The 22,446-nt window shown below is 61.0% G+C and carries 18 protein-coding genes, 2 tRNA genes and 1 pseudogene; 15 read left to right on the forward strand and 6 right to left on the reverse strand.

All coding sequences use genetic code 11. The features are described from left to right. Window positions 1–20: 20 nt before the first annotated feature. Complete coding sequence (gene purE, locus J2W94_RS01635; RefSeq protein ID WP_310089888.1) at window positions 21–551, forward strand: 5-(carboxyamino)imidazole ribonucleotide mutase; 531 nt, start codon at window positions 21–23, stop codon at window positions 549–551. Then, a complete protein-coding gene (locus J2W94_RS01640) occupies window positions 551–1,702 on the forward strand; it encodes a 5-(carboxyamino)imidazole ribonucleotide synthase (protein ID WP_310089889.1) in 1,152 nt (383 codons plus the stop codon). The genes purE and J2W94_RS01640 overlap by 1 nt, the downstream gene beginning before the upstream one ends. 73 nt (window positions 1,703–1,775) lie before the next feature. Here J2W94_RS01640 and J2W94_RS01645 read toward each other — a convergent pair whose 3' ends face one another. Beyond that, window positions 1,776–2,201 (reverse strand): hypothetical protein, encoded by a 426-nt coding sequence (locus J2W94_RS01645; RefSeq protein WP_310089890.1) that lies wholly within the window; start codon window positions 2,199–2,201, stop codon window positions 1,776–1,778. A 171-nt stretch (window positions 2,202–2,372) separates the two neighbouring features. After that, a complete protein-coding gene (locus J2W94_RS01650) occupies window positions 2,373–2,960 on the reverse strand; it encodes a superoxide dismutase (RefSeq protein ID WP_310089891.1) in 588 nt (195 codons plus the stop codon). Window positions 2,961–3,090: 130 nt separating this feature from the next. Between J2W94_RS01650 and grxD the strand changes: the two genes are divergently transcribed. The 5 genes from grxD to ppnN all read left to right on the forward strand — a co-directional run bounded on the left by grxD (window position 3,091) and on the right by ppnN (window position 9,834). Further along, window positions 3,091–3,411, forward strand: a complete 321-nt coding sequence (grxD, locus tag J2W94_RS01655; RefSeq protein WP_310089892.1) for a Grx4 family monothiol glutaredoxin — start codon at window positions 3,091–3,093, stop codon at window positions 3,409–3,411. Beyond that, window positions 3,408–4,154: an SDR family NAD(P)-dependent oxidoreductase gene (locus J2W94_RS01660; protein WP_310089893.1), complete on the forward strand. Its 747-nt coding sequence runs from the start codon at window positions 3,408–3,410 to the stop codon at window positions 4,152–4,154. The genes grxD and J2W94_RS01660 overlap by 4 nt, the downstream gene beginning before the upstream one ends. Further along, a complete protein-coding gene (locus J2W94_RS01665) occupies window positions 4,151–4,753 on the forward strand; it encodes a YhgN family NAAT transporter (RefSeq protein WP_310089894.1) in 603 nt (200 codons plus the stop codon). The genes J2W94_RS01660 and J2W94_RS01665 overlap by 4 nt, the downstream gene beginning before the upstream one ends. A gap of 212 nt (window positions 4,754–4,965) precedes the next feature. After that, on the forward strand, window positions 4,966–8,343 hold the full coding sequence (locus J2W94_RS01670) for a TonB-dependent receptor (protein WP_310089895.1): 3,378 nt from the start codon (window positions 4,966–4,968) through the stop codon (window positions 8,341–8,343). Between the two features lie 108 nt (window positions 8,344–8,451). Beyond that, window positions 8,452–9,834 (forward strand): nucleotide 5'-monophosphate nucleosidase PpnN, encoded by a 1,383-nt coding sequence (gene ppnN / locus J2W94_RS01675; protein ID WP_430540532.1) that lies wholly within the window; start codon window positions 8,452–8,454, stop codon window positions 9,832–9,834. Between the two features lie 41 nt (window positions 9,835–9,875). Here the strand turns inward: ppnN and J2W94_RS01680 are convergent, their stop codons facing one another. Beyond that, window positions 9,876–10,904 carry a sensor histidine kinase gene (locus J2W94_RS01680; protein WP_430540533.1) on the reverse strand — a complete coding sequence of 343 codons (1,029 nt, stop codon included), beginning with the start codon at window positions 10,902–10,904 and terminating at the stop codon, window positions 9,876–9,878. A 170-nt stretch (window positions 10,905–11,074) separates the two neighbouring features. Here J2W94_RS01680 and J2W94_RS01685 point away from each other — a divergent pair, with 170 nt between their 5' ends. From J2W94_RS01685 to J2W94_RS01710, 6 genes are all read left to right on the forward strand, one after another. Then, window positions 11,075–11,644, forward strand: a complete 570-nt coding sequence (locus J2W94_RS01685) for a GspH/FimT family pseudopilin (protein ID WP_310089901.1) — start codon at window positions 11,075–11,077, stop codon at window positions 11,642–11,644. After that, entirely contained in the window at window positions 11,641–12,216 is a 576-nt protein-coding gene (gene pilV / locus J2W94_RS01690; protein ID WP_310089902.1) for a type IV pilus modification protein PilV, read from the forward strand. The genes J2W94_RS01685 and pilV overlap by 4 nt, the downstream gene beginning before the upstream one ends. Continuing rightward, window positions 12,213–13,223: a PilW family protein gene (locus tag J2W94_RS01695; RefSeq protein WP_310089903.1), complete on the forward strand. Its 1,011-nt coding sequence runs from the start codon at window positions 12,213–12,215 to the stop codon at window positions 13,221–13,223. The genes pilV and J2W94_RS01695 overlap by 4 nt, the downstream gene beginning before the upstream one ends. Then, complete coding sequence (locus J2W94_RS01700) at window positions 13,220–13,852, forward strand: pilus assembly PilX family protein (protein WP_310089904.1); 633 nt, start codon at window positions 13,220–13,222, stop codon at window positions 13,850–13,852. The genes J2W94_RS01695 and J2W94_RS01700 overlap by 4 nt, the downstream gene beginning before the upstream one ends. A gap of 98 nt (window positions 13,853–13,950) precedes the next feature. Further along, on the forward strand, window positions 13,951–18,102 hold the full coding sequence (locus J2W94_RS01705; RefSeq protein ID WP_310089906.1) for a pilus assembly protein: 4,152 nt from the start codon (window positions 13,951–13,953) through the stop codon (window positions 18,100–18,102). Then, window positions 18,092–18,526, forward strand: coding sequence for a type IV pilin protein (locus J2W94_RS01710; protein WP_310089907.1), 435 nt, complete (start codon window positions 18,092–18,094; stop codon window positions 18,524–18,526). The genes J2W94_RS01705 and J2W94_RS01710 overlap by 11 nt, the downstream gene beginning before the upstream one ends. 649 nt (window positions 18,527–19,175) lie before the next feature. On the opposite strand, the gene J2W94_RS01715 is transcribed toward J2W94_RS01710, so the two are convergent. The 3 genes and pseudogenes from J2W94_RS01715 to J2W94_RS18125 all read right to left on the reverse strand — a co-directional run. Beyond that, window positions 19,176–19,252: transfer RNA gene (locus J2W94_RS01715), tRNA-Asn, on the reverse strand. A gap of 108 nt (window positions 19,253–19,360) precedes the next feature. Next, window positions 19,361–19,759 (reverse strand): GspH/FimT family protein, encoded by a 399-nt coding sequence (locus tag J2W94_RS01720; protein ID WP_310089908.1) that lies wholly within the window; start codon window positions 19,757–19,759, stop codon window positions 19,361–19,363. 57 nt (window positions 19,760–19,816) lie between these two features. Continuing rightward, a pseudogene (locus tag J2W94_RS18125) lies at window positions 19,817–19,963 on the reverse strand (prepilin-type N-terminal cleavage/methylation domain-containing protein); the annotation flags it as partial. 126 nt (window positions 19,964–20,089) lie between these two features. On the opposite strand from J2W94_RS18125, the gene uvrB reads away from it, so the two are divergent. Continuing rightward, a complete protein-coding gene (gene uvrB, locus J2W94_RS01725) occupies window positions 20,090–22,123 on the forward strand; it encodes an excinuclease ABC subunit UvrB (RefSeq protein ID WP_310089910.1) in 2,034 nt (677 codons plus the stop codon). Between the two features lie 128 nt (window positions 22,124–22,251). Further along, window positions 22,252–22,326, forward strand: a tRNA-Val gene (locus J2W94_RS01730). The last annotated feature ends 120 nt before the right edge of the window (window positions 22,327–22,446 follow it).

The following is a 22,446-nucleotide window of genomic DNA, read 5'->3' on the forward strand; positions in this document are numbered from 1 at the left end:
TCCACTTCTGAGAGGACGGCATGACCGCCACAGTTCCCAGCCCGCTGGTCGGCATAGTGATGGGCTCCCGTTCCGACTGGGAGACCATGCAGCACGCCGCGCAGAAACTCGATGCGCTGGGCGTGCCTTACGAAGTGAAAGTGGTTTCCGCGCACCGCACGCCCGACGTGCTGTTTTCCTATGCCGAGGCAGCGGCGTCGCGTGGTCTGCGCGCCATCATCGCCGGCGCCGGCGGCGCTGCGCACCTGCCGGGCATGCTGGCGGCCAAGACCGCGGTTCCGGTGCTGGGCGTGCCGGTGCAGTCGAAGGCGCTCAACGGGATGGATTCGCTGCTGTCGATCGTGCAGATGCCGGCCGGCATTCCCGTGGCGACCTTCGCGATCGGCAATGCCGGGGCCTCCAACGCCGCTTTGTTCGCGGCCGCGCTGCTGGCGCCGCAGTACGCCGGCATCGCCAGTGCGCTGGACGCGTTCCGCGGCAAGCAGAGCGATGAGGTGACGGCCAACGACGATCCGCGGCTTCCCGTCTCAAGTTCCGGACCGTCGGCGTAATGACCACGGTCGGGATACTGGGAGGCGGGCAGTTGGCCCGCATGCTCGCCCTTTCCGGCGCGCCCCTTGGGCTGCGTTTCCTGGTCATGGATACCGAAGCCGACGCCTGCGCGGGTCAGTTCGCGCCGCTGTTGGTGGGCGACTACCGCGATGAAGCGGCATTGGCCGAATTCGCCTCCAGGGTGGATGTGGCCACTTTCGATTTCGAGAACGTGCCGGCGGAAAGCGCCGAATGGCTGGCCACGCGCGTGCCGGTGTTTCCCAATCCGCGTGCGCTCTCCGTGGCCCAGGATCGGCTGGTGGAAAAGAATCTGTTCCGTAGCTTGGGCATTCCGGTCGGCGAATACGCCGCGGTGTCCACGCGCGCCGGACTGGAGGCGGAAGTCGCGCGTATCGGCGGCCCGTGCATCCTCAAGACGCGGCGCTTGGGCTATGACGGCAAGGGTCAGTTCCGCATCAAATCGGCAGGCGACATCGAAGCGGCCTGGCAGGCGCTGGGCGCGCAAGCGGACGCGCAGGCAGAAGCGGTGGGGCTGATCGTCGAAGCCTTCATCCCCTTCCAGCGCGAGTTGTCGGTGGTGGCCGTACGCGGCCGCGATGGCGAATTCCGCACCTGGCCGTTGACCGAGAACTGGCATGTGGACGGAGTGTTGTCCGCCAGCCTGGCGCCGGCCACGATCGACGACGGACTTGCGCAGCTCGCTTACGGTTACGCCAATCAACTGGCCGAAGCTTTGGATTACGTGGGAGTGTTCGCGCTCGAACTGTTCTGCAAAGACGGGCAATGGCTGGCCAACGAAATGGCGCCGCGCGTGCACAACTCCGGGCATTGGACCATCGAAGGCGCGGAGACTTCGCAGTTTGAGAACCATCTGCGTGCCGTGCTCGGTCTGCCGCTCGGCGACACGCGCATGCTCGGTCATGCCTGCATGCTCAACTGGATAGGCGAGCTGCCCGATCGCAACACCGTGTTGGCCGAACCTGCTGGCCACTGGCACGACTACGGCAAGTTGCCGCGCGGCGGGCGCAAGGTGGGGCATGCGACCTTGCGCGACGATTCGGCGGGCGAACTGTCGGCTGCTCTGGAGCGCGTGGGCGGCGGATTGCAGCGCATGCCGCAAGTCGACCCGGTGTTGAAGGCGCTGCAGTAATCGGATGCGGAATTCCGTAACGGGATAGCAACGAGGCCGGGAATTCCCGGCCTCGTTCGTATGCGTCGTTCGTTTATCGGCAGCGACCGAAGCGATCCGGCGATACGCCGGGACCACCGCGCCAACCCGGCGGGTTTTCCCAGTTGGTGCCGCGTCCGCCGATGGGACCGGGCGGATTGTTGTCGAAGTCCAGCCAGCACCGACGCGCTTGATTCCACAAACCGTATCGCGGATGCCAATAGCCATAGCCGGCGTTGTAGTAGTAGCCGTTCTTGCTGATGGTGAACTTGTAGCGTTTGCCGTTATGGCGGTAGTAGCGGTAGTTGGGCGAAGCGCCGGGGCCGCCTTTCCAGCCTGGCGGATTTTCCCAGTTGGAGCCGGGGCCGCCAGCGGGGCCGGGCGGGTTGTTGTCGCGATCGCGCTTGGCCGCAAATACGTCGCCGCTGAAAACGGCAGCGGCCATCAGGGTGGAAACCATCAGCCATCGTGAAGCTTTCATCTCGCTCTCCTGTTTCGTGGGAACCACGAGCGGATAAACCGGCAGGAGCTGTTCGCGTTGACGGGCTGCTTGCAGTCTGTTGGGTTTCCGTTGGGAACGTGACGGGCTGTTCAGGCCGTGCACAAAAAGAAGGCCGGGACATGCCCGGCCTTCGCGTCTTGCAGTGCGGACTCAGCGCAGATTAGCGGCCACGAAGTCCCAATTGACCAGCGCCCAGAACGACTCGACATACTTCGGCCGCGCATTGCGGTAGTCGATGTAGTACGCGTGTTCCCACACGTCGATGGTCAGCAGCGGGGTGTCGTCGCCGGTCAGCGGGGTAGCGGCGTTGGACGTGCTGACCAGGGCCAGCGAGCCGTCCGGGCGCTGCACCAGCCAGCCCCAGCCCGAACCGAAGGTGCCGATGGCGGTCTTGGTGAATTCTTCCTTGAATTTGGCGAAATCGCCGAAGGCCTTGTTGATCAGTTCGGCCACCTTGCCGCCGGGTTCGCCGCCGCCGCCTTCCGAGGCCGGCTTGAGGCCGTTCCAGTAGAAGGTGTGGTTCCAGATCTGCGCGGCGTTGTTGAACATGCCGCCCTGCGACTTGCGGATGATGTCCTCCAGCGGCAGGTTGGCGAACTCGGTGCCCTCGATCAGCTTGTTGAGGTTGTCCACATAGGTCTTGTGGTGCTTGCCGTAGTGGAAGTCGATGGTCTCGCCGGAAATATGCGGCTCAAGCGCGGTGCGGTCGTAGGGAAGCGGGGGGAGTTCGATGGCCATGGCTTTTCCTTTGCTGTGCTAGGCGGGGCGGGACGTGGAGGGTTCGACGCAGCGGCGGGGCCGTGCGAAGGCTTACAATGGGAGTTTACCCGACCACGGTTTGCAGGCCGTCAACGCAGGAGAAAACACCATGCCGGTGATGGAACGCATCCAGGCCGAAGTCGAGGCCCACCCCATCGTCCTTTTCATGAAAGGCACGCCGCAGTTCCCCATGTGCGGCTTCTCCAGCCGAGCGATGCATGCGCTCAAGAGCGCCGGTGCCGGCGAAGTGCATACGGTCAACGTGCTGGAAGAGCCCGAGATCCGCGCCAATCTGCCGCGTTTCTCCAATTGGCCGACCTTCCCCCAGCTCTTCATCCATGGCGAGCTTATCGGCGGTTGCGACATCACCCTGGAATTGTTCGAGTCGGGTGAATTGCAGCGCATCGTGTCGGAGGCTGCGGCGCAGTGAGTCTGCTTGCTCTTCCGACCCGCAAAACAGGCGCGCTGCAGGGAAGGGTGGTGCTGGTCAGCGGTGCGCAAGGCGGTCTGGGCAGCGCCGCGGCGCAGGCCTGCGCGGGTGCGGGCGCCACCATGGTCCTGCTGGGGCGCAAGCCGCCCAAATTGAATCGTGTCTACGATGCGTGCGCGAAGCTGGGGCCCGAGCCTTTGCTTTATCCGCTGGATCTGGAAGGCGCCGCTCCGGACGACTACGCCGAAATGGCGGACCGCCTCCAGCGCGAACTGGGCCGGCTGGACGGCGTGCTGCATTGCGCCGCCGAATTCCGCGGACTCACCCCGTTGGAGCATACGGACCCGGCCAACTTCGCCCGCGCCGTGCACGTCAACCTCACCGCGCCGTGGTGGCTGTCGCAGGCGTGCCTGCCGTTGCTCAAGCAGGCTCCAGATGCGGCGCTGGTGTTCGCGCTGGATGACATGAGTCGCGTAGGGCAGGCGTACTGGGGCGGCTACGGGTTGGCTCAACATGGCCTGGGGGCGATGGTGGGCATGTTGCATGCGGAACTGGTCAATTCCAGTGTCAGGGTCTCGGCCCTGCAGCCCGGCCCCATGCGCACCTCCCTGCGCGCCAAGGCCTATGCCGAGGACGAAGATGCGCAGGCGCGCGACCCGGCCGACTATGCCGACGCCTGTGTCACCTTGCTGTCATCTGCCGGCGCTGTCCACCGCGGTGAAATCTGGAGCGTTCGCGCGTGACCGTGCTGTCGGCCGCGCTGCTTCTGTTCCTTATCCTGGATCCGTTGGGCAACATCCCGGTTTTCCTCAGCGTGCTGAAACCGCTGGCGCCCAAGCGTCAGCGCATCGTGCTGGCGCGTGAGCTGTTGATCGCGCTGGCGGTCCTGATGGGATTTCTCTGGGGCGGGAAATACGCGCTGGAATTGATGCACCTGCGCCAGGAATCGGTGCAGATCGCCGGCGGCATCGTGTTGTTCCTGATCGGCATCCGCATGATTTTCCCGCGGCCGGAAGGGTTGATGGGCGAACTGCCCGGCGGCGAGCCTTTTATCGTGCCGCTGGCCATTCCGCTGGTGGCCGGTCCTTCGGGCATGGCCGCGGTAATGCTGATGGGCAGCAACGAACCAGGCCGGCTCTGGGATTGGAGCCTGGCTCTGATGGTCGCCTGGGGCGCCACCGCCGCCATCCTGTTTTCCGCGACCCTGCTTTACAAATGGCTGGGGCGCAGCGCCCTGATCGCGCTGGAAAGGCTCATGGGCATGCTGCTGGTGGCCATCTCGGTACAGATGTTCCTAGATGGAATAGGGACTTATCTGAAACTCTCGCCGCCCAACATTTAGTCGCTTCAGCAAAGGCGTTTCACCGCCATGGTGCAGCGCAGAAACTTGTCATAACACGGTAATAACGGCTGTCTATCGTGTTAATCTGTTGTTAACCCAGTGACGCAGCTCACGGGGTCAGGGGCTTCATCCAGCGCTAGTGATTCCACCTGGGATCGCGCCAGCTTTTGCTTTTTACCGCCATCGCCTAACTCGTATCCGAGGCTTATCAAATGAATCAATCCCGTTTCCGGATGTCCAAGATCGCCATTGGTCTTGTGGTCGCGCTCGCAGCAGCGCCTTCTTTCGCGCAGAGCACCTCCTCGGGTGTCGGCGGCCTGGTCACCGGTAGCGACGGCAACCCCGTCGCCGGGGCCGAAGTGACCATTACCCACGTCGAATCCGGTACGGTCAGCCGCGCCACCACCGATGCAAGCGGTCGCTACAACGCGCGCGGCCTGCGCGTCGGTGGCCCTTACACGATCAGTGTGGTCAAGGCGGGTGCGGGCGCCGATACAGAGGAGAACATCTATCTCACCTTGAACCAAGTCAGCACCGTCGATGCCACCCTCGCCGGTGGCGATGTGGCTACGCTTGAAACCGTGACCGCAGTGGGCATCGCCGGTGGCTCGGAAGTATTCAGCGCCACCAAGATGGGGTCAGGCACCAGCGTCGATCAGCGCACGATCGATGCGTTGCCTTCGATGAACGGCAACATCCAGGATTACATGCGCCTGGACCCGCGTGTGGCCTTCACCGACCGCGCCTCGGGCAGCATCAGCGCCGGCGGCCAGAATCCGCGCTTCAACAAGATCACCATCGACGGCGTCTCGGCCAGCGATACTTTCGGCATTGAAGGCAACAACATGCCGACCCAGCGCCAGCCGGTGTCGATGGAGGCCATCGAAGCCATCGACATCAACCTGTCCAACTACGACGTCACTATGGCCGGCGCCGCGGGCGCCAACGTCAACGCGGTCACCAAGTCCGGTACCAACGAATTCCACGGCTCGGTCTACGGCACCTACCGCGACGGAGACTGGTTCGGCGACTATCCGGCCCGGATCGCAGGCAGCACGACGGACGTCACCGGTCTGCCTTTTGACGAATACAGGGACGAATCGACGTGGGGTATCACCCTGGGCGGCCCCATCGTCAAAGACAAGCTGTTCTTCTTCGCCAACTACGAGAAGTTCAAGCAGACCGATATAGGCCCGGCCGGCCAGAGTCAGGGTGTTAACCCGCTCAATGCGGGCGGCGCCGACTTCAACGCGGCGGACCTGGCGGAGGTACAGCGCATCGCCCGTGATGAGTGGGGTTTCGAGCCTGGTAGCTTGACCGGCGGCGGCGATACCGAGTTGGAGGAATACGCGCTGAAGCTGGACTGGAATATCAACGAAAACCACCGCGCAAATCTACGCTATAGCAAGCTTGAGCAAACCCGCGTACGTCCGGAAGCCTCCACTGCCAGCGTTCTGTCCCTGAGTTCCAACTGGTTCAACCACGCGAAGATCGTGGAAAGTTATGTCGGTCAGCTGTTCAGTGACTGGACCGACACCTTCTCCACCGAATTCAAGGTGTCGTATCGCGACTACTCGGCGATCCGCGTCAATCCGACGACGGCGCCGACCATCCAGGTCTATTTCGACGACGACAACGAAGACAACCGCCCCGACCAAGGCGATGCGATCCGGCTTGGCACCGAGCGCAGTTCGATGGGTAACGCACTGCGGACCGAAACGTGGAACTACTTCGGCGCTGCCACTTGGACCGTCGGCGATCACGACATCAAGTTCGGCGCTGAGTACAGCGAAAACGAGATTTACAATTTCTTCCTGCAGGACTATTGGGGCAACTACAGCTTCTACGTCCCCATTGACGAAGCCACCGGTACCCGCGACTTCGGTGCGTTGCTGCGTGGCGAGTACTTCGATTACGACCTGCAAACCAACCCCACCAACCCCGGTGCGATTCCGGCGGTCTATACCAACAAGAACCTGGGAGTGTTCATCCAGGACACGTGGTATGCGACGTCCAACCTGACTCTGACCTTCGGCCTGCGCGCCGATAAGCCCGATGCCAGTCCCGATCCGGCCTCCAATGCCTGCTTCGCCTCGGCGCGGGTTGCCAACGGCGCCGGTCCCGCCGATTGCCCGAATGGCGGTTTTGGTTTGGACAACACCACTACGTTCAACGGCGATTACATCATCCAGCCCCGCTTCGGCTTCAACTACACCTTCGACTGGGAGCGCCCGGCGCAGTTGCGTGGCGGCATCGGTCTATTCCAGGGCGACGCACCGCAGGTGTGGGTCGGCAACGCGTACAACAGCACCGGCCTGAATTACGTCGCCTACAGCAACGTCACTGACTGGGAAAACGTGCCGTTCACCGCCGATGGCCTGAATCCGACGATCCCGGGAACGAGCCGTCCCGTCCGCAACGTCAATGTGATCGCCGACAACTTCGAGCTGCCGTCGGTGTGGAAGGCTAACCTGGCCATCGACGTGGAGACCCCGTGGCACGGCATCGTCGCATCGGCCGAGTTGCTGCTGACCGACGTGAAGAACGGCCTGTTCTATCGCACTTTGAACGTGGGACCGGGCTTCGTCGGTCCCGATGGCCGCACGCTGTACTGGAACCCGGCAAGGCCCGATTGGGTTGTGCCTAGCGGCACCCCGAGTGCTCAGTCGCCGCAGGCACGTTTCCAGAACAACAGCTACTTCGGCGACGTTTATCTGCTCGAGAACACCGAACAGGGCAAGGGCCAGCAGTTCACCGTGTCGCTGAGCAAGCCGTTCAGTGCTGAAAGCGACTGGTCGTGGAGCTTAGGTTATACCTACACCAATGCGGAGGAAGTGGGCGCGCTGACCAGTTCGACCGCCGGTTCCGGCTATGGCGGCCAGTTGGGCTTCAACGTCAACGACGAAACGGTCAGCACCGCGCGCTACGAGATCAGGGATCGGTTCAGCGGCGCGCTGAACTGGTCACACAAGTTCTTCGGCGACTACTCCACCCAAGTAGGACTGTTCTACGAAGGCCGTAGCGGTCGACCGTACAGCTATATCTTCTCCGGCGACGCCAACGGCGACAACCGCACCTTCAACGACCTGTTCTATGTGCCGGCAGGTCCCGGCGATGTGCTGTTCGGTTCGATCGGCGGCACCCAGGCTGCGCCTACCTTCACTGCCAACGCGGCAATGGAACAAGCTTTCTGGACTTGGCTGGAGAGCCAGGAAGGGTTGAGCCGTTATAAGGGCAGATACGCTCCGGAAAACGGCTTTACGTCGGGTTGGGTCAACACCTTCGACGTACGCATCAGCCAGGAACTGCCCGGTTTCTTCAAGGGCCACAAATCGAAGATCTGGCTGGATATCCAGAACGTCGGCAACCTGCTGAACAAAGACTGGGGCCACATCATCGACTATGGCTTCAATGCCAACAATGCAGTGGCCACCTTGCAGGGCATCTACGATGGCAAGTATGTCTACGGTTACCGCAGCGGCACGGAGTTCGGCCAGGCCACCGCGCTGGGTATCCCGACCAACGCCGATAGCCAGACCAATGGCATTTCGCAGTGGTCCCTCCAGGTGGGTCTGAAGTACGAGTTCTGATTGTCAGCATGCTTGTCGGAAAACGGCCGGATTATCCGGCCGTTTTCTTTTGTGGGGCCGACTGCGCTACAGTTCTGGCCCTATAAAAAGACAAGCATGGATACGAATATGAGCGAAACGGCACCGAGGGCGTTGCCGGTACAGGACGCGCGGATCTACCCGCGCGGCGGTCTGGATGTGCTGTCCCGCGTGGAAGTGGCCCGGCTGCGCGACGCATCGAGCGGCGGCATGCACGAGCTGTTGCGGCGTTGCGCGCTGGCGGTGCTGACCAGCGGCAGCGCGTCGGACGATCCGCGCGCGGCGCGCGATCTCTATCCGGATTTCGACATCCAGGTGCTGCAGCAGGACCGCGGCGTACGCATCGACCTGGTCAATGCGCCGGCCATGGCGTTCGTGGATGGCGAGATCATCCGCGGCGTGGCCGAGCTGCTGTTCGCGGTTGTGCGCGACCTGGCTTATACCGCCATCGAGCTGGGGCCGGAACACGAGGGGGAATTGGAATCCTCCGTCGGCATCACCAACGCCGTGTTCGGCCTGCTGCGCAACGCCCGCATCCTCAAGCCGGCCGATCCCAACCTGGTGGTGTGCTGGGGCGGGCATTCCATCTCGCGCGACGAATACATCTACACCAAGCAGGTAGGTTACGAGTTGGGTCTGCGCGGGCTGGACATCTGCACGGGTTGCGGTCCCGGCGCGATGAAGGGCCCGATGAAAGGCGCCACCATCGCCCATGCCAAGCAGCGCCGCCGTACCACGCGATACATCGGCATCACCGAACCCGGCATCATCGCCGCGGAGTCGCCGAACCCCATCGTCAACCACCTGGTGATCATGCCGGATATCGAGAAGCGTCTCGAAGCGTTCGTGCGCGTCGGTCACGGGATTCTGGTGTTTCCGGGCGGCGTGGGCACCGCAGAGGAAATCCTCTATCTGCTCGGCATACTTCTGCGTGAGGAGAACGCCGGCCTGCCGTTCCCGCTGATCCTCACCGGTCCAACGATCGCAGCGCCGTATTTCGAACAGATCGACAAATTCATCCGCCTGACTCTGGGCGATGCCGCCGCTGCGCGTTACGAGATCATCACCGGCGACCCGGTTGCGGTCGCCAAGAAAATGACCGCAGGCATCAAACGCGTGCGCGAATACCGCATCGCGCACAAGGATTCGTTCTTCTTCAACTGGGCCATCGACGTGCCGCTGGAATACCAGCAGCCTTTCGTTCCCTCGCATGAAGCCATGGCCGCATTGGACTTGCACCACGGCCGTCCGGCGCATGCGCTGGCCGCCGACTTGCGTCGGGCCTTCTCCGGCATCGTCGCCGGCAACGTCAAGGAAGACGGCATGCGCCGCATCGAGCAATTCGGCCCCTTCGAAATCCACGGCGACGCGGACATGATGCAGGCGCTGGACGCGCTATTGCGTGCGTTTGTCGAACAGCGGCGGATGAAGATCGCGGGCGAATACAAGCCGTGCTATCGGGTGTTGGCCTGACCCAGCGCCCGCTCTTCCCTCCAGCCTGATGCCGGACGATATCAAGCGAGCAAAGGCAAGCGGATGACTGCGATGTAGCGCCCGTCCGCCATCGTGGTTTCCACGCTGCCACGTCCATGGGTCAGTGCCGTCACACGTGCGCGCACTGAGTTCAGCCCCACTTGGTGTCCCTTAGTGGCAAGCGCGGCTGATTCCGGCAACGCGTTGCTGATGGTGATTAGTACCCAGCCTGCTTGCTGAGTGACTTCTATGCAGATTTCCCCGCCTCCGGTAGCGGGTTCCACGCCATGTCGAATGGCGTTCTCTACCAGCGGCTGGATCGACAATGTGGGCACATCGACTAGCGGTAATGTGTCGGGTAGTTGCCATTGCACGCGCAAGCGTTCGCCAAAGCGCAGCTTTTCGATTTCCAGATAGCGCTGCGCCAATGTCAGTTCTTCTGACAGCGGTAGTTCGCTTGGACCGGCGAGTGCGGCGCGAAATAGGTCAGCCAGATCCAGCAGCAGGCGCTCAGCCTCTCCAGGACGCGCATGTATCAGTGCTGCGCCGGCATTAAGCGTGTTGAACAGGAAATGCGGCCGAATCCGTGCCTGTAGCGACTCCAGTTCCGATTGTTTGGCGCGTACGGCCAGTTGACGTGCCCGCCAGTGGTTGAGGAATGCAGCCAGGCCCAGCAGACCGACGGTTAACGCTATCCCGGACAGGCGCAGGAAAAGCGATTGCCAGCCACCTTGTGTCATGGACCATAAGTCGCGCACGAGCAACCAGGCAGCCCCTGTGACTACACAGGTATTGATCAGCAGCAGTCCCAATGCCACATAGGCAACGTATTGCGGGCGCAGCGGATTCAGTGATCTGCGCAGGAGGTAAAGTTCCGCCAGCGTGAGCAACGACACCCACTGGATGGCCATCGATGTCAGGGCAAAGTAGATCCAGCCGTCACCCTGATTGCGGGCCGCCAAGGTCAAGACCACAGCGACTCCTTCACCCGCAAGCACGACCCAGGCGAGCACGTTGGCCTGCCACAGGACATCCAGAGGGGTGGGGCTGACTGACTGGCTCGCTGGCATTGATTGGTTAGGGCGTGGTCCGGTGCAGGGGGCATGATGCCCTTGCGGCGGTCACAAAAGACAGGGCTGCGAACCGCTGGAGTGCGCCACATGCCCGTCCATCGGCTGCGATCTGGTGCTTTGCCGCGGCACGTCTTAGGGTGGCACATCGATAACTTGGGGAAGTTGACATGCTGGGCGGCAACACCGTATCCGCACGTGCAGTCGGGGGGTCGCCAGCTTCGCTGGCAGCTGGCTTCACTTTGGTTGAACTGCTGATCGCAATGGCTGTATTCGCGATTGTGGTCGCGATGGCGATGCCGAGTTTAACTTCGGTTGTCAACAACAACCGACTGACGACTCAGGCCAATAGCCTAATAGCTGACTTCCAACTCGCCAGGTCAGAAGCCGTTCGACGCAATCGTACCGTGCGTCTGTGCCGTACCACGGACGGAGCGACCTGCGCGTCTGCCGTAGGTGATTGGAGCCGTTGGCTGGTAGTCGTCCCCGCCGCTACCCCCGAGATCCTTCGCGACTTCACCCCCAAGGCGCCAATGGAAGTGACCTCTGACGTCGCCAATGTTGATTTCCGTTCGGACGGTTTGGCGCGCAACTCCACCGGTGGGCTGCTCGCCACCAACTTCACCGTCTGCATTCCTACTGCGCTTCCACCGCAGAACACTCGCACTGTCAGCATGGTGGGTGGCAGTCGCCTCAATGCCGTTGCCGGCGCCCACTCCACGCCCGGGAGCTGCCCATGATCCGATTGGTGAATTTCCCAGCCAGGTCCGCTCGTACTGCCGTCCATTGTGCTGGTGCTCGTACACAACGGGGCGCCGGACTGCTCGAGGTGATGATTGCGGTGCTGATCATGGGGGTCGGCCTGCTTGGTATCGCCGCCATGCAGGCTACTGCTTTGCGTAACGGCCAGAGTTCGCTCGAACGCAGTCAAGCGGTGATCCAGACTTACGCCATCTTGGATGTAATGCGTGCCAATCGGGTGGATGCCGTTGCGGGTTACTACAACACCGCCGGCTCCACCGCGCAATGCACTGCATCTACGCCGGTTTCCGGCAGTCCAGCAGGACAGCAGGCTGCGCAGGCGGAAGTCAATAATTGGCTAGCCGCATTGAAGCAGACTGTGGGAACAGCAGCCGATGAAACCACCTGTGGGCGGGTCTCGTGCGTAGCTAACAGCATCGGGGGAGGGACCTGTACGGTGATGGTGCAATGGGACGACAGCCGTGGCAGCACGTCGAATACGAACGGGACGGCAACTTCAACGGGACTAGGTGGCGCGTCACGTCAGGTCGTCACGGTGGCTGCGCTATGAACAAGCAGCACATGATCCGTAATCAAAGGCGCATGCAGGCGGGTTTCAGCTTGATTGAGCTGATGATTGCCTTGGTGCTGGGCCTGCTGGTCGTTTCGACGGCGATCGGCATTTTCCTGTCCAATAAACAGGCTTATATGGCCACCCAGGGGCTTGGCCGCGTGCAGGAGAGTTCGCAGGTGGCGTTCGAACTCATGTCCCGCGACATTCGCGAAGCCGGCGGCAATCCATGCGACTCGGCCTTGGTGGCTGGAAACATCATCGAGGGCGGTGCAGCCGCAACACCGACGGGGACCGACTGGTACTTGGCGGTCGCTCGACCGCTATACGGCTTCGAGTCCGGCGGACCGACTCATGTGGCGAATACCGACGTGATCCAAGTCCTGCGTCCGGCCGATGATATTCGTAGTCTCACTGCCGATACCACGGCTGGTTCAGCAAGTGCCACGTATTCGCCGGGTACACCTGCTTACACCAGCGGTGCGGCGATCATGATCTGCGACATGAAGACCCTCGGGGTCTTCAAGGCGAATGGTGCCAGCAGCATTTCCGGCGCCAACGGCACGGTCAGCTTTGGTGCCGGCGCAGGTGGTAATGCCTGCAACTATTTCCCGCAACCGAACGCAGGCACATGCGCGGGTGCATCGACCGCTTATCAGTTCCCCAAGTTCGCAACACTCAGTGCCTTGGAAGGTGTGCGCTGGTTCGTTCGCGACCCGGACGGCAATGCGTCGAATGGTCATTCGCTTTACCGGCAAGTCAACGGCGGCACTGCGGAGGAAGTGGTGCAAGGCGTGGACGATATGCAGGTCCAGTATTTGACACCAAGCGCAGGCTACGTAAATGCAAGTGCTCTGACCACGGCTGCCGCTTGGAACGAAGTGAGGGCGGCACGTGTGACGTTGATACTCCGCGAGACGGAGGTGTCGGGTACCGATGGAACCAGTCGCCAGCCGATCACGCGCACGATAGAAAACGTCATTACCTTGCGGAACAGGGTGCTATGAAAAACCAGTCGAACACTTCTTTTGGCAGCCAAGGCGGTGCATCGTTGGTGGTGGTGCTGATCTTGTTGCTGATCATGACCCTGCTTGGGCTGGCGGTGCTGCGTGGCACACTCCTCGAAGAAAGAATGAGCGCCAACATGTACGACCGCAGCTTGGCCTTCCAGCAAGCCGAGTCAGCGCTGCGCGAAGGCGAGGAGAGAGTCCGCGATGTCATCGTGGCGGAAGGAAACGGCTGGGTGATCGGTGTCAAGTGCGGCAACGATCCGGCACGCGGTGGTGTTACGGGCATAGTCGATGCTAGCTGCGCGATGCCGGCCAATCTTTATTCCGGCGGCACAGTCTGCACCGGTACGGTGCTGACGTCCGACTGCTGGTTCAACGCGCAGGATCAGTTGACGACAGCCAATAATTCGGCCGGCGCTCCGCAGTATTACGTCCAGTACATGGGGTTGCGCGACAGCAGTGATGAACTTGGACTGGATTCCAGTGCCGGCTCCACTCAGTACGGCGGCGGCGGCGGTGGCGTGGTGCAGGAAGCCATGTATCGCGTTATCGCTCGCAGTCACAGCCCTGCCGCCAGTTCCGACCGCGCCGTTGTAGTGCTCCAAGCCAATGTGGTTGCCAAGTGATGACCACCATGCAGCCAGAAACCCGTTTCGGGGGAATCGTCATGAACAGTAGTAACGAATTTGCTGGGGGTCGTGGCAATCGTCGAACGACTAGCCGAATGTTGGCATTCGCCGCCGGTTTGCTGGCGGGCCTCAGTTCGCTATCGGCGATCTCCGGGGTGGCAATCGACAACAAGCCACTCACGGTCAACAACAGCGTGCCGGGTAACCTGGTGCTGATTCCTTCGGTTGAGTGGCCAACCGTGGTGACCCATGCCAACGATGCAGGTGTGGCGGAGGGTTCAGCCAACTACAGTGCCAGCATCCCTTATGCGGGCTACTTCAATTCCGATGTCTGCTATGACTACGTGTATGACGCAGTAGAGGCGAATCGTTACTTCAGCCCAGCGGCGGCTGCGACTAATCGAACCTGTTCGGGTGGTACCCGTTGGAGCGGCAACTTTCTCAATTGGGCTTCGATACAGGCGACCGACACCTTCCGTATGGCGCTGACCGGCGGTTATCGCGTCGGGCGCCCGGCAGATAACAACGGCCGGCGCGAGATCGCATCCAAAACCTACTTGGAAAAGGCAGAGTCGGATCGCTATAACACAGGTTTCAACCAGTTTCGCAGGCTGGCTTCTGGTGCGGGCAGCGTAATGCCTGGTTCGTTCGCTGCGGTCCGGACGCGCATCGGTGGCCTGCATAATCAAATGTGGTTTGCCGGCGATACCAGCGTCTCTCTGGGTAGCGACGCAGTCGTCACGATCACCGATGTTCAAGTGACCGGTGGTGGTCTCAGCAACGTGATCTTTTACAATCCTGCCGTCCATAATCTCCCAAATTCAGGTAATAACTCGGGCACTTGTACGGCGGGCAGTATCAACTGTGAGGCATATTGTTCGGGTAGTGGCTACACGCTCAACGGGAACATATGTGTTCGTCCTAACCGAGCCAACCAAACTCCAAACTATCGCTACATCTATGGCAATAATCAGGTCTATTCGGTCAGCATGCGCGTGCAGGTATGCGATGGAACCTTTGACACGCGGACAAGCCTGTGTACGCCCTACGGCAGCTACTACAAACCCGAAGGTCTGATTCAGCGCAACTCCAAGAAAACGCGTTACAGCGTTTTCAGTTACCAGAATCGGGATACCGATTTCGATGGCGCGGTAATGCGTGCGCGTCAGAAGCTCGTTGGGCCGGTCACGGCGGCCGAGACGGCCGGTTTGGAAAAGCCCTACCCAGACAGGACCAGTCGATTGCCTATGGATACTGCGGAATGGAATCTGAACACCGGTGTGTTGATCGATAATCCGGATCCAACAGATGCCTCCAGTACCGCTATCGGAGGCACTTGCGCAGTCAATGACACCCCGGACGGAAGTGCTTGCAGTATTCAATACAGCGGGGTGATCAACTACATCAATCGTTTTGGGCAGGTCGGTACCGGTAAGGGAAGCGGCAACACCAACAATGCCGATACTGGGCGCTGGACTTTGAAAGGCGATGGTTCCAACGAGGTCGACAATGCCGCAGAACTCTACTACACCGCACTGCGTTACATCCGTGGCCTGGGGAACCTTACTGCCTTCTCAACTCTGGGCAGTACGCCCCTGGAGAGATACAGGCGCGCTGACGGTATGCCCGTAATCGCGAATTGGTACAGTGCGAGCGGCAGCGGTGCCACGAGCTGGAGCAGCAATGTCCGCGCCAGCGACTACGATCCGATGCTATACCAGTGCCAAGCGACCGTGTTTTTGGGAATCGGCGATACGAACACGGCAAACAATGGCGAAGATCAGTATGTGGAGACTGGTATTGGCACAACACTCGCTCCGTTCAGTGCCAGTACCTGGCTGGGATATATGAAGGGAGATGGTGCCGGCGGCCCAGGGGCAAACAACAACAGAAACAACATCGCTTCCTTAGCTTTCTGGGCGCACCTGTCCGATGTCAGACCCGATGTTCCCAATACCGTATTGAGTACCACGCCGGATAAAAAGCGTGGCCAATCGGTGGGCACCTACTGGGTGGACGTCGTTGAACGAAACGATTTCAAAGGTAATGCAACCAACCAGTATTACCTGGCCACCAAGTACGGCGGGTATGCAATCCCTGCAGATGACTACGATGCAAATGGCAATGCAGGCCGTAGACCCGATGCTTGGTGGAGTACAACCACCAATTGGGGCGACAACACACAGACTTACGGGGCCGGTGCTCCCTATTACAGACCCGGCAATATGTATTTCGCCAACAGTGGCCAGAAGATGATCGATGGATTGAATGCCGCTTTCCAGAAGATCGCTGATGACATCAGCGGTTCTGGCAGTTCCTTCGCCAGCAATACCACCAAATTGGAAATTGGAGCGCGCACCTACCAGGCGAAGTATATGTCCAACGGTTGGGGCGGCAGGCTTACCGCCAGCGACGTGAATACCTCCACCGGCGTGCTAACTGATCGCTGGGATGCTTCTGACTGGCTGGGACAGGCCGCGGGCGAACCGAAAGTGAACGCATCGGCTACGCTACTCGATTACACGCAGCGCAAGGTTCTCTACAAGAACGCAACAGGGTCGCTTTCTAATTTCATCAGCAACTGGACGGGTGGCGTCCTGACAAGCCCCACGCTGGTGAATCCTGCTGCGCTGGCAGTCACCGACAACCAGCTCAAATACCTTCTTGGGGACCGCACCCACGAGCGGCAGTCCACGGCGACCGGTAGCCTGAAACAGTTCCGCAACCGACGCGGCATGCTCGGCGATATCATCAACTCCACCCCGGTGTACGTGGGCAAGCCCAACGCCAATCTGTATGCCAATGATGCAAGCTACGCTTCTTTCGTGTCCGCCAATGCCAGTCGCAAGCCAGCGGTCTATGTGGGGGCCAATGACGGAATGTTGCATGCCTTCTGGGCACCCGATGCCAGCGATACGACAAATGCGGCCAATGCGGGCAAGGAACTGTTCGCGTTCATGCCCACCGAAGCCATGGCGGTACTGAAGCAGAGCGATGTGTCCACCAACAAGTATCCCTACTGGGATCCCGAGTACGACCATGCTTTCTCCGTTGACGGTGAAATGACCGTCGCGGATGTGAAAGACGGCGCTACTTGGAAAACAATCCTGGTGGGCACGATGGGGCGTGGCGGCACCACCGTATTCGCAATGGACGTGACCAACCCGGACAGCCCTAGTCTGCTGTGGGAAAAAAAGAAAGATGCCAGTACCGTGGGCCAGATGCTGGGCAATAGCTTGGGTCGCCCGATCATTGCGCAAGCGGCATCAGGTGATTGGCGTGTGTTCCTCGGTAATGGGCCCAACAGCACTAACGGAACGTCTGCTCTGGTTATCTTAGATGCCATGACGGGCGCAGATGATGGCTCGATCAATACTGGCGTTGGTACCAATAACGGTCTGTCACCGGTCAATGTGTGGGATGGCCAAGGTGCGACCACAGGAAGCCCGCCGGATGGCTACTTCGATACGGTCTATGCCGGGGACATGGATGGCAATCTATGGAAATTTGACATTGGTGGCAGCGGCACCAGGCTATTCGCTGCGGGTACCAGTCAGCCGATTACCGTGGCGCCTCTGGTTTCCAAGAATCCTTACAATCCGCCGGATACCTGGGTGTTCTTCGGCACGGGCCGCTACCTCAGCATGGCGGACACCAGCACTACGGCGAACCAGGCCGTGCAGGGCTGGTACGGAATCATTGATCGCGACAGCTTGGTAGCCAAGAGCACGCTGAACCAGTCCAGCATCATCCATCAGGATACAGTGGGGCGTGTCATCGAAAAGGTGGACGCGGCTGGTGCCAATGGCTGGTACATTGACCTGCAGTCTCCCGCGGAAGCGGCGGGAACAGCGAGCGCCAAGGGCGAGCGCATGGTGGTGCCCAACTTCTTCCAGGGCCTCGCCCTGATTGGCACCACCCGCTATCCGGACTCGAACGATCCATGCTCGCCGACAGGTAAGGGCTATACGATGGCCATCGATCCATTCACAGGTGGCCGGCTGGGCAGCGCCTTCTTCGACATCAACCAGTCGGGAACGGTGGGTGACGGCGGGGATTACCAGGGCGGCGATACTGGCACGCCGTACTCGGGTGTCGGCTATGGCAGTGGTCCTAACAATCCGATTTTCCTGGGATCTTACATGTACACCAGTCTGGACAATGGTACCTACGCGAAGATGAAGACCAGCGCATCGCAATCCACCGTTAAGCGTGTTTCCTGGAGGGAGTTGTTGAATGGCAACTAAAACTTTCTATTGGCGCTCGTCACGTTATTCGGTAGTGGGCTTCAGTCTGCTCGAGCTGATGATCGTGGTCGCAATCGTGGCGATTCTGGCCACCGTCGCCAACGCGAGCTATCGGGAGTACGTTCTGAAGTCTCGCAGGGCGGCGGCGGCCACTTGCTTACAGGAGCGCGCCCACTTCATGGAGCGCTACTACACCACGACGTTGACGTATGCAGGCGCGCCCAATCCTGCGCAATGTGGGCCGGAGCTCAACGATTTTTATACAATCGCTTTTAACGGTACGCCGGCAGCGAAGACCTTCGTCCTGACGGCAAGTCCCACCACCAGACAGAACGATCCCAAGTGCGGCACGCTCTCCCTCAACGCGCAGGGTGCTAGAACTGCAAGCGGAACCGCATCTTCGACGCCGGCGGATTGCTGGTAAGTCGGCCTGCTGACGTTGATTTTCCATCGTCTCGGCAACGTGCGCACAAGTTTCGTTGAGCCGAAGGAACAATGCGCAGCTTGGAATGTTGGGGCGCTGCATCAATCCAGTAGATGTCCGCAGGCTTGTCAGACTGCTTGTTGCCATCGGCATCGCAGACCATCGCCAAGTATGGCCACCGTCGCTGTCGCCCGGCATCTGTCGCCATTGCTGGGGCAGACGACGAACGGCGTGTTGTAAGTCACCGTAGCCATCCGCACCAAGGAAAAGGTGCGAAGTAGGCAGATGCAAGGCAGCACTCACTCACTGGCGTTTCTGTAATGCATTGAACGAAGTATCGCGATGGCAGTCAGGATCGCCTGAGCCCGCATCGCATGCATGCTCTATGAGTGTCGCTCATCGGGAGGTTCCACGACGGGCGCAGCCCTATTTGCATGGGCGGCAACTTCCCTGCCGCGAACACGCGCCTTGTCCACTGTGACGCAGAGAATGTCGCGCAATGACCTAGCGGCCGATATCGGAATAGGGAATAGAGCGCTGTCGCATGTAGCGCAATGCCGTTTTGTCATTCCGGATTTCCGTGAAGAATCTTTAGTTTTCGCCGGGCACAAGAAAGGCCTGTGCCTTTCGACACAAGCCTTTGTTTTTCTGGCGCCCGAAGTTGGACTCGAACCAACGACCCCCTGATTAACAGTCAAGTGCTCTAACCGGCTGAGCTATTCGGGCGGGGCGGCCATTGTAGGCGGCGGCATTCGCTCAGGCAAGGCTGGAGGACGGCTTGGTCTGGCGCGGCACGGAAATCTCCGCCTTGCGCTGATCCAGGCCCTGAGGGCCTCAGCCCTGGCAGGGTATTGATCCGGAAAAGCTTTCGCTGCGGATCCGCCCCGCGTTATTGACCACTACCTGACCCAGCAATTCATCCTCGCGGCACAGGCGCACGGTGATATTGCTGCCGCTGCTACGCCCGTCGGGCAGGTAGCGCAGTTGCGGGCGGCCCTTGGACGACACGATGCGGAGCGAGGGGTGGATTGGCGCATTTTCGTCCCGAAGCACGTCTTCCCTAGCGTCGGGCTGCCGGTTGCCATCGGCGTCGAAGAACATCAGCCAGCCCTGGCTCCAGTCGCCATCCATACGGCAACCGCCGGCGCGGTTCGAAGGGCAGACCACGGTCGGGATGCGGTAGCTGATGGCGGTGTTCCGCGCCGAGGCCATGTGTGCGGTGAGCAGGTGCATGGCCGAACTCGCGCGTTGGTGCTCCATCAAGCTGCGATAGGAAGGAACCCCTATCACTAAGCCAATGACCGAAATAGCCATAACGACAAGGGCCTCGACCAAGCTGAAGCCTCGTAAGCGGTTGGGGGAACGATTCGTGGGTTTGGCGGGGGAGGTTGCGGGCATCCGATGCATGGCTTTTCTCCAGTAGCCCTGTCTGGGCATCTGCAGATTCCTCTCCTTCCCAAGGCGAGGGCATCGGCGGGGCGCGCAAGGGCATGTAGGGAATTCCCTGACGCGGACGTAATCCGGGTCGCCGCTATACTGGCCAATCGCCGCAGAATTTCCGCCATGACCGATCGTTTCGAACTCGTTTCCTCCTATTCCCCCGCCGGCGACCAGCCGCAGGCGATCGCCAAGCTGATCGAGGGCTTCGAGTCTGGCTTGGCCAAGCAGACCCTGCTGGGCGTCACCGGTTCCGGCAAGACCTACACCATCGCCAACGTGGTGCAAGCGGTGCAGAAGCCGACCCTGGTCATGGCGCCCAACAAGACCCTGGCCGCCCAGCTGTATGGCGAGTTCAAGGCTTTCTTCCCGAACAACTCGGTCGAGTATTTCGTCAGCTATTACGACTACTACCAGCCGGAAGCCTATGTGCCGTCATCGGACACCTTCATCGAGAAAGACAGCTCGATCAACGAACACATCGAGCAGATGCGTTTGGCCGCGACCAAGGCGCTGCTGTCCCGCCGCGACACGATAGTGGTCGCCACGGTTTCGGCGATCTACGGCTTGGGCGCGCCGGAGGACTATTTGTCGCTGCGTCTGATCCTGTCGCGCGGCGAGCACATCGATCAGCGCCAGCTGATCCGGCAGCTGAGCGATCTGCAGTACACGCGCAACGAATACGAACTGCACCGCGGCACGTTCCGGGTGAAGGGCGAGGTCATCGACGTGTTTCCGGCCGAATCGGACATCGAGGCGCTGCGGATCGAACTGTTCGACGGCGAAATCGAGAACCTGACCCTGTTCGATCCTCTGACCGGCGAGACCCTGCGCAAGCTGCCGCGCTTCACCATCTATCCCAAGACCCATTACGCGACCACGCGCGACCGCGTGCTGGCGGCCATCGACACGATCAAGATCGAGTTGAAGGAGCGCCTGGAGCAGCTGTACGCGCAGAACAAGCTGGTGGAGGCGCAGCGTCTGGCGCAGCGCACCCAGTTCGATGTGGAGATGATGGCCGAAGTCGGTTTCTGCAACGGCATCGAGAACTACTCGCGCCACCTCACCGGCAAGGCGCCGGGCGAGCCGCCGCCGACGCTGTTCGATTACCTGCCGCCCGACGCGCTGCTGGTCTGCGACGAATCGCACGTGACCATTCCGCAGATCGGCGCCATGTACAAGGGCGACCGGTCGCGCAAGGAGACGCTGGTGGAATTCGGTTTCCGGCTGCCGTCGGCGCTGGATAATCGGCCGCTGAAGTTCGAGGAGTGGGAGGCGCGTTCGCCGCGCAGCATCTACGTGTCCGCGACTCCGGGGCCCTACGAACTGCGGGAATCGGGCGGGGAAGTGGTGGAACTGGTGGTGCGTCCGACCGGGCTTATCGATCCGCCGGTGGAAATCCGCCCGGTGGCTTCGCAGGTCGACGATGTGCTGTCGGAGATCAATCTGCGGGTGGCGATGGGCGACCGCGTGCTGATCACCACCCTGACCAAACGCATGGCCGAAAACCTGACCGAATACCTGGGCGAACACGGGGTCAAGGTGCGCTACCTGCATTCGGACGTGGACACGGTGGAGCGCGTGGAAATCATCCGCGACCTGCGCCTGGGCAAGTTCGATGTGCTGGTGGGCATCAACCTGCTGCGCGAGGGCCTGGACATGCCGGAGGTGTCGCTGGTGGCGATCCTGGACGCGGACAAGGAAGGTTTCCTACGTTCCCGCGGCTCGCTGATCCAGACCATCGGCCGGGCCGCGCGCAATCTGCGCGGCAAGGCGATCCTGTATGCCGACAAGATCACCAATTCCATGCAGGCCGCCATTGACGAGACCAATCGCCGTCGCGAGAAGCAGGTGGAATACAACGCCGAGCACGGCATCACCCCCATCTCGGTCGCCAAACCCATCGTCGACATCCTGGAAGGCGCGCGCAGCGACGCGGCCAACGAGGGTGGCCAGAGCGGCAAAGGCGGTCGCGGCAAAGGCCGCCGTGTGGCCGAGGAGGCCCCGGACTACGCCTCGTTCAGCCCGGCCCAGATCGCCGCGCGGCTCAAGGCGCTGGAACAGCAGATGTACCAGCACGCCCGCGATCTGGAATTCGAGGAGGCGGCGCGGCTGCGCGACGAGATCCACAGGCTGAAGGACGCCAGCCTGGTCATCTGACACGGTCGGGGATGGTCGTAGGTCGGGGCCACGCCCCCGACGCACGGAAACCGTGGACCGACCGATTCCGCGCCGCACGCATGGATGTTATGATGCGCGCCCCTGAAAGCGTCCTTTCGGGGCATACCGGGCGGTTAGCTCAGCGGTAGAGCACTACCTTGACATGGTAGGGGTCACAGGTTCGAACCCTGTACCGCCCACCACGCCGGAACGGCGTGGATTCGGCAACAAAGACAATCCAGAGGTGGCGGCAACCAGCCGTCGAGCGTGCGACATGAGCACTACCAACTTCCCCTGCTGACTTTCCTGCCCGCCTCTTCCGT

Origin of the sequence: Pseudoxanthomonas sacheonensis, from assembly GCF_031455975.1 — a bacterium.
GTDB classification, from domain to species: Bacteria; Pseudomonadota; Gammaproteobacteria; order Xanthomonadales; family Xanthomonadaceae; genus Pseudoxanthomonas_A; species Pseudoxanthomonas_A sacheonensis_A.